The 12862-nt window shown below is 53.0% G+C and carries 7 protein-coding genes; all 7 read left to right on the top strand.

The window, feature by feature from the left end:
* Position 1: 1 nt before the first annotated feature.
* Entirely contained in the window at positions 2–1777 is a 1776-nt protein-coding gene (locus BM412_RS22545) for a glycoside hydrolase family 2 protein (protein ID WP_091223495.1), read from the top strand.
* 51 nt (positions 1778–1828) lie between these two features.
* A complete protein-coding gene (locus tag BM412_RS22550; RefSeq protein ID WP_091223497.1) occupies positions 1829–3595 on the top strand; it encodes a glycoside hydrolase family 2 protein in 1767 nt (588 codons plus the stop codon).
* Between the two features lie 11 nt (positions 3596–3606).
* Entirely contained in the window at positions 3607–5013 is a 1407-nt protein-coding gene (locus BM412_RS22555) for a glycoside hydrolase family 32 protein (RefSeq protein WP_091223499.1), read from the top strand.
* Positions 5010–7877 (top strand): GH32 C-terminal domain-containing protein, encoded by a 2868-nt coding sequence (locus tag BM412_RS22560; RefSeq protein WP_091223501.1) that lies wholly within the window; start codon positions 5010–5012, stop codon positions 7875–7877. The genes BM412_RS22555 and BM412_RS22560 overlap by 4 nt, the downstream gene beginning before the upstream one ends.
* A 36-nt stretch (positions 7878–7913) precedes the next feature.
* Positions 7914–9704 carry a sensor histidine kinase gene (locus tag BM412_RS22565; RefSeq protein ID WP_091223503.1) on the top strand — a complete coding sequence of 597 codons (1791 nt, stop codon included), beginning with the start codon at positions 7914–7916 and terminating at the stop codon, positions 9702–9704.
* Positions 9701–11293 carry a response regulator transcription factor gene (locus tag BM412_RS22570; RefSeq protein ID WP_091223505.1) on the top strand — a complete coding sequence of 531 codons (1593 nt, stop codon included), beginning with the start codon at positions 9701–9703 and terminating at the stop codon, positions 11291–11293. Before BM412_RS22565 ends, BM412_RS22570 begins: the two co-directional genes overlap by 4 nt.
* 150 nt (positions 11294–11443) lie before the next feature.
* Complete coding sequence (locus tag BM412_RS22575; protein WP_091223507.1) at positions 11444–12844, top strand: ABC transporter substrate-binding protein; 1401 nt, start codon at positions 11444–11446, stop codon at positions 12842–12844.
* The last annotated feature ends 18 nt before the right edge of the window (positions 12845–12862 follow it).

The following is a 12862-nucleotide window of genomic DNA, read 5'->3' on the forward strand; positions in this document are numbered from 1 at the left end:
CATGATCAAAGGGAATAACATCAGACCTGAATACCCAAGACCGAGTCAAAAGCGCGACCGCTGGTTAAGCCTCAACGGTGAATGGGACTTTGCTTTCGACGATGAGAGAAAAGGAGAAAGCGACAAATGGTATAAGAACGCAGCGCCATTTTATCTGAAAATTCAAGTGCCTTTCGCTTATCAAAGCACGCTCAGCGGGATCGGCGATTCTTCCTTCCACGATGTCGTCTGGTACCGGAAAATGATCCACGTGCCAAGCGAATGGAGCGGACAGCGGATTATCCTGCATTTCGGCGCGGTTGATTATAAGGCAAAGGTGTGGGTGAACGAGCAATTGGCCGTAACTCACGAAGGCGGCCATACGCCATTCCGGCAGGATATTACCGATTTGTTGAAGGATGGCGGGAACGTCATTACGGTTAGAGCGGAAGACGACAGCTTGGATCTGACGCAGCCGAGGGGCAAGCAATATTGGGAAGAGCAGTCGGCCAGCATCTTCTATACGCGTACGACGGGGATCTGGCAAAGCGTATGGCTGGAACCTGTTCATTCCGTACATATCGACAAATTAAAGTATAAGCCGGATATCGACCGGAACGAAATCGAGATTCGCACCTTTATGTCGGAAGCGGCGGCGCGGCAAGAGGTTTGGGTGGAAGCGGCCATTAGCTTCGACGGCAAGCCGGTAGCGGAAGAGAGATTCAAAGCGAACGGCAGAGAAGAGTCGAGAACGATTCGCCTTCATGATTTTAACGACCATGGCTTGGGACGCTGGTGGTCGCCGGAGAAACCGAACCTGTACGACGTCCGTTTCCGCCTAAGCGTAGACGGTAATGTCGTCGATGAGTTCGACAGCTACTTCGGCATGCGTAAAGTATCCATCGAGAACGGCAAATTCAACTTGAACAATCGCCCGTACTTCATGCGGCTGGTGCTCGATCAGGGCTACTTCCCGGATGGTATTCTGACCCCGCCTTCGGAAGAGGCGATCTTAAAAGATATCGAACTGACAAAGGCAATGGGATTCAATGGCGTGCGCAAACATCAGAAGACGGAAGATCCCCTGTTCCTCTATCATTGCGACCGCAATGGCCTGCTCGTATGGGGAGAATGCGCGAATGCTTATCAATATTCGGAAGCTTACGTTGGTCGTTTTACGCGAGAGTGGCATGAGATCGTGGAACGGGACTACAACCATCCCTGCATCGTGGCTTGGGTTCCGATTAACGAGAGCTGGGGCGTTCCGAACATTCAAATCGATGTCAAGCAGCAGCAGCATGCGCTCGCGATGTACCATTTGGTCAAGTCGCTGGATGAGACGAGACCGGTTATCGGCAATGACGGCTGGGAGATGCTCGAGACGGACCTTGTAGCCATCCATGATTACGAGTGGCGGGAAGAGGTACTGGCGGAGAGATACGTTTCTGCGGACAGCGCGATCGAAGCGATGCCGGCCAATCGCAGAATCTTAATAGGCGGCGCATCGTACAAAGGGCAGCCCATTATGGTGACGGAATTCGGAGGCATTTCGTTCCGCAAAAGCGATTGGGAAGGCTGGGGGTATTCCGGGGCAAGCGACGACGAGGATTTCCTTAAGCGACTGAACGCCGTGTTTCGCCCGCTGCTCCTGTCTCCGGTCGTGCAAGCGGTTTGTTATACGCAATTGACTGACGTAGAGCAAGAAATTAACGGACTGCTCACATACGACCGCGTTCCTAAAGTTCCGCTTGAAGCGATTCGCCAAATCGTGACCGGACAGCGCAATTCCCAATCGTAATCGAAATTATTGTCCTTATAAAGCAAGTACCAGAGGAACAGGAGATACGATATGACGACGAAAATGTATATACCGGGCTATCCCAGACCTCAATTCGTGCGCGAGCAATGGGCTGATCTGAACGGGGAATGGCGGTTTGGCTTCGACGATCTGAATCGGGGAGAAGCGGAAGGATGGCCGCGGAGCTTCGGCGGCGACCGAACGATCGTCGTTCCGTTCTCCTACGAGACGAAAGCGAGCGGCATCGGCGAAGAAGCGCACCATCCTAACGTCTGGTATAACCGTTCGTTTGATGTGCCGGCCTCCGAGGAAGGCAAGCGGATCATGCTGCATTTTCAGGCGGTGGACTATACCGCGAAGGTGTGGATTAACGGCGAATACGTCGGCAGCCACGATGGCGGTTATACGGCATTCTCCTACGACATTACCCCATATGTGAAATTCGGCGGCACGACGAACGAGCTGACCGTGAAGGCTGAGGACAGCATGGACGCAACGCAGCCGCGGGGCAAACAAAGATGGGTACCCGAGAACTTCGAATGCTTCTACGTGCAGACAACCGGCATTTGGCAGTCCGTATGGCTGGAGTACGTCTCGCCGGTCCACGTCGAAGATGTGAAGATTACGCCTGACATCGATGCCCGTTCCGTGCGTTTCGAATACCAGGTTAAAGGCGGGGAGCATGCGGGCGGAAGCTATCGGATCGAGACGCTTGTGACGCTGAAGGGCCGTCAGGTCAAACAGACCAGCCTCACGATTGACCGTCCTTGGCTGCAGCTCGATGTCGATCTGGTTCATGAAATGAACGGACCGTGGAAGCATTGCCACTGGGCGCCGGAGCACCCGAATTTATATGATGTGGAATTCGTGCTTTATCAAGGCGACGAAGTTGTCGATCATGTGTACGCCTACTTCGGCATGCGAAAAATCTCAATTGAGAAAGGCAAAGTGCTGCTCAATAACGTGCCGATCTACCAGCGGCTCGTACTCGACCAAGGCTACTGGCCGGACAGCCATCTGACGCCTCCGTCGGAAGCGGCGCTAATCGAGGATATCGACAAATTGCTGGAGATGGGCTACAACGGCGTTCGCAAGCATATGAAGGTCGAGGATGCGCGATTCCTATACTGGTGCGACGTCAAGGGTGTGCTCGTCTGGTCGGAAATGGCGGCGACGTTCGAGTTCAACGACAACGCCATTCAGAAGTTCACGACGGAGTGGATGGAGGTCGTTCGGCAGCAGTACAATCATCCGAGCATCATCACCTGGGTTCCGTTCAACGAGTCGTGGGGCGTGATGAACATCTTGAACGATCGGCGGCAGCAGAAGCTGACGGAAGCCGTGTACCATCTAACCAAGGCGTTCGATCCGAATCGTCCGGTCATTACGAATGACGGATGGGAGCATACCGTATCCGATATATTGACCTTGCACGATTATGTGGAGACCAAAGAGGAGTTTCTGCAGCGTTATGCGAGCAAGGATGAAATCGTTCGTAATGAAAAATCGTTCAATCATTGGAAGTACGCGTTCGCGAATGGCTACTCGTACACGGGACAGCCGATAATCGTCAGCGAGTTTGGCGGTATCGCATTGCGTTCCGATAAAGGCTGGGGCTACGGCAACCAAGTAGAGTCGAAGGAAGCTTACTTTGACCGCTTCCGCGGCATACACGAAGCCATTAAAGCTACCGATTATATCGTGGGCTACTGCTACACCCAAATTACGGATGTTCAGCAGGAAGTGAACGGTTTGCTGACAGAGAATCGAGAGTCGAAAGTACCGCTGGATAAATTACGTGAAATCAATTTGGCTTAGGAGCGATGAGCATGGACCGATATAGACCGAGCTATCATTTTACACCGCCGCATAACTGGATGAATGATCCGAACGGGCCTTTTCAATTAGGCGGAGAATACCATTTGTTCTACCAGCACAACCCTTCGGCTCCGGAATGGGGCACCATTCACTGGGGACATGCCAAGAGCACGGACTTGGTAAACTGGACGCATTTGCCGTTCGCGCTTGCTCCATCCAATGAGCTTGGGGAATCGCATTGCTATTCGGGCTGCTCGGTCGTAAACGGCGACGAGGTGAAATTGTTCTATACGAGCATCGGCGAAGGCGAACGAAATGCGACGAGCGGGGCACAGCAATGGACGGCCAGTGCTGCTGCGGGAGATTTGCTCTCTTGGCGCAAACCAGGGGATGCCAATCCCGCGTTGACCTCCGACTTGCATGGGGAAACGCGCATTACGGAGTGGAGAGATCCATACGTCTGGAAGGAGCAGGACGGCTGGCGGATGCTGCTTGGAGGCATAGATGGCGAGAAAGGCTGCGGTATGATCTATCGTTCCGACGATTTGAAGAATTGGAGCTACAAGGGGATTTTCTATAAAGGCGAGGAATGGATTTGGGAATGTCCGCATCTGTTCCGCTTTGATGATAATAAAGCTGTCTTATTTTACTCCCCGAGCGGACCGGTTCGTTATGTTTCCGGAACCATTCATGAGGACAGGCTGACGGATGTTAAGAAGCACGGCACGGTGGATGGCGGAGGCTGGGAAGGGTATTATGCCTCGACCGGGTTCGTGGACGAGAGCGGCCGACGCATTATGCTTGGCTGGGCACCGGAAGGAAGAGGAGAGAACTTCCCGGAGCGCTTGGATTGGGCCGGAACGCTGGCGCTGCCGCGGGTTGTTGATCTCAAGCCAAACGGAGCGCTTGCCATGACTCCGGTTCCGGAGCTGGAGAGTCTACGGGATGAATGCCGTCGGAGCTTCGCGAAGCTGAGCATCGGGCAAGAGTCCATCCATGCGGGCGTGCGTTCGACGTCTTTCGAATGCGTGGTCGATGTGGATAGACGGACATTGGAAGGCGGGCAATTAACCGTATCCGTGTTTGCATCCCCATGTGGCAGCGAGCGCACGGATGTGCGCCTTGATTTGGCGGCGGATACGGTAGTGATCGACCGCTCGCAATCGAGCTTGTTCCCGAACGTGAATAAGAAGCCCGTAGAAGCTGCGCTGCCTCCCGCAGACGGCGCCGAGACGTTGAGATTGCGCATCTTCGCGGATCAATCGATTATCGAAGTATTCGCGGATGATGAAACTTGCCTGACGGCAAGGGTCTATCCTTCCTTGACGGACAGCAGCGGCATTGAGCTTCGTTCAAGCGGCGCTTCGGCCGACTGTCAAGTGGAGATCTGGGAGATGAAGGCGGCGGAGCTAAAATGACAACCGGAAACGCAGTGCAAGTTACGCAGCGGTATTTGAATATCCCGATCCACAACGACGCTCCGCTGAGCGTAATCTCCTTGATTCGGGGCGGAGTCGAGTTGAAGCGATTGGAATTAAAGCTTGCTGCGGATGAGGTTCAATCGTGGTTTACTTGGGACGCAGACGCATATAAAGGCTGTGACTTGGAAGCTAAATTGGGAAACGAAGTGCTCCGCGCGGAGCACTTCGTTTTTCAAAGCGGGCAGTCGGCGGAAGAGCGGCACTTATACGGGGAGAAGTTTCGTCCCCGGTTCCATTTTACGGCGAGGAAAGGTTGGATCGGCGAACCGCTAGACTTCTACCTTGAACAGGGCAGTTGGCATGTACGGTATGAACATCAATTATACGAGAATAGCGAATTCGTTCTTTCCGGTCATGCGATCAGCAAGGATTTGGTCCATTGGCATGAGACGGATGCGGATTACGATACGCTGCAAACGGAACGCGACGAGAACAGACAAACGCTGTCGCTTCGCTTGATGGCATTGCCCGTGAATGGCGATACGACTCAAACGAAATGGCTGTATCTCCATGAGGACAATAGGTACTCGGTCGGATCCTTGGTGGAAGAGCGTTTCGTGGCTGAGAGCGAACCCGTCGTGTTGCGATACGGGAACCAATCCAAGGGGCTAATGTATAAGGCAAAGGATGGCCGCGGCATTCTAGTTGGTTTTAGCCGGGGATTCCGTTATCCGGAGATGCCGTTTAGTCAACAGATGCTTATTCCCACCGAGTTGAAATTGCAGCAGACGGAGCAGGGGATAACGGTTCACGCCGAGCCGGTCGGAGAGCTGCAAAACCTGCGAATCTGGCAGCGAACATGGTCGGACATCACCCTGGATCATGAGGGGGCGAGCTTCGAAGAAAGCTTGCATTTTCGCATGGCTCCGGCAGATTGGCCGGATGTTCGCATTTTACCGCCCGAGAATAAACCGGACGATATTACGGCCGATGCACTGGATGTTACGTTGGAACTCGAGCTGGGAAGGAATTCCACAATTGAAATTGGGCTATACGGGATCCGGATTTTATTAGATACTGGGATGAAAACATTGGCATGCCAGGGCTACGTTGCTCCTCTAACGCAAGCGGAAGGAAAGATGAAGCTGCGCTTGCTGCTGGATCGAACATCCATGGAGATCTTCGCATGCGATGGCGCTGTCGCGATGGCAATTGCCGCGGTACCTACCTATTCAGAGCGAAGTATTCAGTTGTCATGCCAGAGCGGCGGCAGTGTAAAGGTAAATGCATTGGCCGTGTATGGACTTCGGGGCATATGGCCGAGTCCGGAGGAAAGCCGTCTAATTCATGAGGCCGTTCAGGATAACACGATTGTCTATCAATCGGATAGCTATACGGTATATAGCAACCGGGTAGAGGACGCCGTCTATGGAGAACCGCCGGCTTACGTACCGAATCGCAATACCATTGTTTCGCCGACTCGCGCTATTGAGGAATTCGTCTGGCGCAAGAATTGGGCGAATGACATGAACCGCGTCATTGATCGCGGCAGCGTTTGGCATCCGAAACCGGAGATTTCCCGGCTGCCCGCAATTTTCACCGGACACGCAACCATTGATGCGGCTTACAATCTCGCGGCCGATATTTTCTATCGATGCGGCTCTGCCGAGTTTGCTCGGAAGGGCGAGGAAGGCATGTGGACGGCGGGACAATTTCAAGGCCCGGGAGAAGGATTCGGCGTGTGGGTGCGCGATACCGCGCATATCGCCATGCGATCGGGGAGCATCTTGGATCCGGAAGGTGCCAGACAATCGCTGCTCTTCACGACGAAAGGCGGATTGGATAATGGCGTAGACGGCATGGCGATGCCTATCGTCGGGATCTGGGATTATTATTTGGCAACAGGCGATTTGACGTTAATCAAAGAATCGTGGCATGGACTTAAAGAGCGGATTACCAAACTCGATGGATTGTTTGATTCGGAACGCGGTCTAATTCCTGCCGATCAAGCGACCTCCAATGATGCTTTCCCGGAACCGGAATGTGCCGGATTCAGCCTTGCGACGGAAATCTATTTCATGGAGGCCTTCCGCGCCATGTCGCGCATGGGGACGTATATGGGGGAGCCGGAGAGTCAAGTCAGCGCGTGGGCTGCCAGAGGGGAGCTTCTTCTTCGCAATATTCAAAGCCAATATTGGAACGAGGAAGCGGGCTTCTATACGAGCGGTCCGATCGGCAGCGAGAGCTATGAGCAAGGCTATTGGGAGTCTGCCGGGCAAGAGATCGCCATGTGGCCAAGGTACGGCGTGGCCGACCGGGAACAGAGGCGTTCCATGCTAAGTCGCCTGCCGGAAGTGGCCATGAATGAATTCGGCGTCAACGTATTCCCGTATCGCCCGGAAACGAACCATTTCTGCAATGCGGCTTGGGTAGTCTGGACAAGCGGCATGGCGGCTGCGGCGGGACGCGAAGGCAGATTGGATCTGCTTACGACGTTAATCGCGCAGCAGGTGCGAAATAGCGTGATGAACAAGACCTTCTATGAAGTAATCGATTATCAAACGGGCAAGGCATGGCGCTGGCCCGGCCAGCTCTGGCATGCAGCCGGCTTTATCTCCTATTTTCTCCTAGGGGTCTTGGGCATGGAATACGACGAACAAGGCGTTACTTTCGCGCCGGCCGTGCCCGAGATGCTGCGGGATCTGCGACTGGAGAACCTCCGCTATCGCAAGGCCGTGTTCGATATTGCCGTGCATGGCTGGGGGACGAAATTCGCGATGCATTGCGACGGGCAAGCCATCCAGCACATTCCCGCGGGCCTGACAGGCAAACATTATCTTGCATTTTGGGCGACTTCATAATCGTAGCTCACTCGCCGTGAAGGAGGACGGAATGGAATGAAGACTATCATGAACAATTTACTGTTACTATTTTCCGTTCGCCGTACGATTCAAGCCCAAATCTTCGTCTCGTTCCTGGTTCTGTCCATGCTTACTTTATCCGGCGTCACCTGGATCTGGTATGCGAGTACGGCAGAGACGATCAAACGCAATGCGATTCAGGATGCGCGCAGCAACATCGTCCAGTCGCACAACAACCTGGAGATCGTCCTCAAAGATTTCGTCAGCATCATTACGCTGGTATCGATCGACCGCACCAATGTGGTGGAAGTGCTGAATCGCAAGAAAGGGCTGACCCCTTATATCGATTTCCTGCTGCAGAAGAAGCTGGAGGATTTCGTCGGAAGCTTGTACTCCTATAAACCTTATATTTCAGCCGTTACGATCATCGGGTTCAACGGAGAACAATATAATTCGGGCAGTCCCTATCGATTCATCTCGTACCAAGAGAAACCGTGGTTCCGCGAAATCGTAAAAGCGAGCGGAAAACCTGTTTTTCTAAGGATCGATCGCGATGATTATACGCAAAGCGGCACGACGCTTAAGCCTATGCTGGTGATCGGCCGGGCAATCAAGTCCAACGACAAGACGATCGGCGTCGTACTCTTGTATGCGCCATACGATATTATCCGTAAGGTGTATGATAACGGACCGCTATCCACGACAAGGTTCATCGTCATGGACAATCACAATCAAACCATGTTCGAATCGCGCGCCGGAGATAAACCTCCCGATTTCCAGGACGTTCTGGAGAAGGACGGACAACTGTACGTCAAACAGAAATCCGCATTCTCGGGCTGGACGACGATCGGCGCCGTTTCAGTCGATTCTCTCATTCACGACACGGTTACGCTGCGTAACCGGATGTTTGGGGTCATCGGGTTGACGCTTGTAGCCGTGCTGCTCGTGTCCATCGTCATTTCGCGGCGGATTACGAACAATTTGCGCCGTCTGCGCGATCGGATGTTCAAGATCGACGAAGGCAATCTCAACTATGTGACCCCGCTGCAATCGAAGGATGAGGTCGGTCACTTGAGCCAAGCCTTCAGCAAGCAGATGGGGCAAATCCACAGTTTGCTGGAGGAGGTTAAGTGGCGGGAGCAGCAGAAGCGCAAGGCCGAGATCAAAGCGCTGCAAGCGCAGATCGACCCGCATTTTCTCTATAACACGCTCAACACCATCCAGTTCTTGGCGCAGCTGCAGCAAGTTCCGAACATTAAGGAAGTTACAACTTCTCTGATTGAGCTGCTTCGGGACATTACGAAGAATGACGGCGAGTATACGACCCTGCAGAATGAAATCACCAATCTGCAGAGATATGTGAACATCCAAAGCTACCGGCTGGTCCAACCGGTTAGCGTTCATTATGAAATTGAAGATGAAGCGCAGCATTGCCTCATTCCAAGAATGCTGATCCAGCCGCTGTTAGAAAATGCACTCATACATGGGATAGAGCCTACCAAACGCAAAGGGATCGTCAGCATTAAGGTACAAGCGGCGGAGAACCGGCTTACGATCGTAGTCACGGATAATGGGGCAGGCATACCGGAGGATAAATTGGCACGTCTCGACCACTTATTGCAGGAGCCGCTTCATCCGTCTCACCAAAGTGCCAGCGATGCTTCGAAGAACCGCTTCTCCGGTTTAGGCGTCATTAATGTTGCCCAGCGGGTTCGACTGCTCTTCGGGAACGATTTCAGTCTGAGGCTGTATAGCCAGCAAGGACTCTTCACGACGGTGGAAATGACGCTGCCTATACTGCTGAACAATAGGGAGGATGTCTCATGATTCAGGTGCTGCTGGTCGAAGATGAATTGATTGCTCGTACACATATCCGTTCGCTCGCGGTTTGGGAAGGACACGGTTATCAGTTATGCGGAGAAGCGACGAACGGGGAAGCCGCAATCCGAATGATCGATGAGCTTGAGCCGGATGTCATTCTCTCGGACGTTGCGATGCCGCTAATGGACGGCGTCGCCTTATCTCATTATCTGGTAGAGCAGAAGCTTGGCATTCCGATTATTATGCTAAGCAGTTATGACAGCTACGACTACGTGCGCATGACGCTTAACAACGGTGCGGTTGATTATCTGCTGAAGCATCGACTGGATGAAGCTTCCTTGCTGAGCGTGCTGGAGAAGGCCAAGCATGAAAGGCTGCAAGAGCAGCGGCATATCGGCGGCGAGAGCCTAAAGTCTGCCGGCACGATCGATCTGCACGCGAAGCAAAATATCGTCAAAGAATTGGTGCAGGGACACGTGAACAGCGCGAAGCAAATGGAAGTCAATGTCCACTTGAACGAAGCGGGCTTCGGGACGCGAAACCTGGTCGTAGGCGCCATGTCGATCGTTCATTACCACATGATGGATTGGCGGCAGCAGGATAAGGATCGCAATATGTTCATCCGGTCTGTGCTTGAATTATGCCAAAGCCAGTCGGAAGGGATCGTCACCCATATCGGGGAGGACCAATTCGCCTTACTGTTCAGCTTCGAGCGCATACGCAGCGAATCGCAGATTGCTTCTCTGCTTCAAGAGGAGAAAGAGAAGCTAAGGGGCATGTTCTCCAAATTCATGAACATTCAGATGAAGATCGAATTCAGCCGCTGCGGACTTCGTTTGACAGAAGTGGCGGATGGCTACCGACAGGCGCAGGACAAATTGCATGCGATGAACGATACCGAATTCGGCGGCCGGGATCATCAGTCGCCGGCAGCCGGACTCAGCATCAAGATGGAGAAGCAGCTTCTTGGCGCGTTCGATCAGAAGGACGAGTTCGATATGGTCACCTTAATCGATCGGATCTTCGCGGAGCTGGCGGAACAGGGCGCTTCTCATGAATCGATACGATTGACACTCGCCGAGATGGTGCAGCTTGCGGCCAAAGTGGGGCAGAAGCATGGCGTAGCTGCTCCGACGCTCGATCGGCTGACCGCGCCTATGCAGACAGGCTTACGGGATGCCGCAGGACCTTTGGGGCTGAAGGACAAAATCATCGCGATGTATAGCGAGCTCCTTGAGACGCTTCGCACCCGGGAGCAGTCCGCCTACAGCGGATATGTGGGCAAGGCGGTGCGCTTCATCGATTCGCGATTCCGAGACAACATTTCCCTGCAGCTTACCGCTGAACATGTAGGCATCAACACCTCCTATTTAAGCCATCTGTTTAAGAAGGAGACCGGAATGTCGTTCGTGGAATTCTTAAATCGCAAGCGTATTTTCCGCGCGCAGCAGCTGCTTGAGGAAGGCGTGTCGGTCAAAGCCATCTACGAGCAGGTAGGGTTCAACACCTACAATTATTTCTTCAAAGTATTCAAAGATATTACCGGAACGACCCCCCTTGATTATGAGAAGAGGTCTGCTGAGCAGAGCGGCTAAGGAGCTCGGCAGACTAAAGTTAGCGCTTTCAAAGATATTGGAGTTTGATTCAAAAATATTGAAATTTTCAGCCGTGAAATGGGTGCTACAATCAATTTGTAAGGGTTTTCAACGACTACAAATTGCACTCATAATCGGGGAGGTACACAGATGAAAAAGACAAAGGTTACCGCTACGCTGCTCTCGATGACAATGGTCGGCGCCATGCTTGCCGGCTGCGGCAGCAACAATGAAGGTGCTGCTTCTAACACGAACGAAAGCGCTAACGGCACGAACAATGCAGCCAGCACGAATAACGCGGGCACTTCAAGCGAGCCGACGGAGAAAACGAAAATCTCGTTCTGGAAATGGATTCCGACGGAAGGCCAGATGCCGGAACTGGAAGCGGCATTCGAGAAAGAAAACCCGGATATCGACTTGGAAGTTACGCATGTCGGCGAATCCGGGGCTTATTTCCAGAAGCTGTCCGCCGGCCTGGCAGGCGGCGAAGGTCCGGACGTTATCGCCATGCAAGTCGGTGCCAATGCCAATCAGTATAAAGAGTTCCTTGAGCCGCTCGCACCTTTCGCAGAGCAGGAATGGGGCTCCGATTGGAAGAGTAATTTCCTGGATGTCGCGCTGGAGCAAGCCGCTTACTCCGGTGACGATTTCCGCGTATTGCCGGGCGGTATGACGGCAACTCCGGTCATTATGTATAACGCAACGATGTTCCAGAAGCACGGACTGCAAGTTCCGAAGACGCTGGATGAATTGAACAATGTCATCAAGGTGCTCAAAGAGAAAGAGCCTGGCAACATTGCCGGAGTCGGTATCGGCGCGAAAGACGGCTGGACAGACCGTGACGTCTTCATGGGAATCGTGAACGAAATCGCACCGGGTAAAGTTTATGAAGCGCAAGAAGGCAAACTCGCTTGGACCGATCCGGGCATCGTAGAGGCGTTCAAAGTGTGGGGCGACCTGTTCAAGAATGGCGTATTCTCCGAAGGATCGATGGGACAATCCCCGTATCCGAACGTTAACGATAATTTCACCAAAGGAAAGCTTGGCATGTTCTCCATCGGCACTTGGCACTTGAGCGGTTTGACGAAGGTTGCTCATGACCAAATGGTGAAGGACAAGGTCATTACGGAAGATACACACTGGGGTATGTTCCCGTTCCCTCCACTTTCGGGCGGCGAACAGAACATGGTAGCCACAGTTGACATCGCTTGGGGGATGAATGCCGAATCCAAGCACAAAGAAGCTGTATGGAAATTCATTAAGTTCATGGCCGCGGGAGAAGGTCAGAAGCTGTGGACGAACACGCTGCAAGTGCTTCCTTCCCAGAAAGGCGTAGAAGTAACAGCCGAAATGGCAGGAGATACGGAGAAGGAATCCCTGAAAACCGTTTCCGAGTTCATGTCCAGCCACATCAGCGGCGCTCGTGAATTGAAATATCCTGAGCTTCAGAACGGCCTCTTCGATGCCCTGCAAGCAGTAGCGCTGGGCGGCAAGACACCGGAGAAAGCGGCTGAAGACTTGGAAGCGATATCCAAAACCGTACAACGCTAATACAAAAATGATGAAAAC

Origin of the sequence: Paenibacillus sp. BC26, from assembly GCF_900116125.1 — a bacterium.
GTDB classification, from domain to species: domain Bacteria; phylum Bacillota; class Bacilli; order Paenibacillales; family Paenibacillaceae; genus Paenibacillus_Z; species Paenibacillus_Z lignilyticus.

Bases quoted from the DNA above. Each gene is read 5' to 3' on its own strand.
- BM412_RS22545 (WP_091223495.1), top strand. From the start codon at position 2: ATGATCAAAGGGAATAACATCAGACCTGAATACCCAAGACCGAGTCAA.
- BM412_RS22550 (WP_091223497.1), top strand. From the start codon at position 1,829: ATGACGACGAAAATGTATATACCGGGCTATCCCAGACCTCAATTCGTG.
- BM412_RS22555 (WP_091223499.1), top strand. From the start codon at position 3,607: ATGGACCGATATAGACCGAGCTATCATTTTACACCGCCGCATAACTGG.
- BM412_RS22560 (WP_091223501.1), top strand. From the start codon at position 5,010: ATGACAACCGGAAACGCAGTGCAAGTTACGCAGCGGTATTTGAATATC.
- BM412_RS22565 (WP_091223503.1), top strand. From the start codon at position 7,914: ATGAAGACTATCATGAACAATTTACTGTTACTATTTTCCGTTCGCCGT.
- BM412_RS22570 (WP_091223505.1), top strand. From the start codon at position 9,701: ATGATTCAGGTGCTGCTGGTCGAAGATGAATTGATTGCTCGTACACAT.
- BM412_RS22575 (WP_091223507.1), top strand. From the start codon at position 11,444: ATGAAAAAGACAAAGGTTACCGCTACGCTGCTCTCGATGACAATGGTC.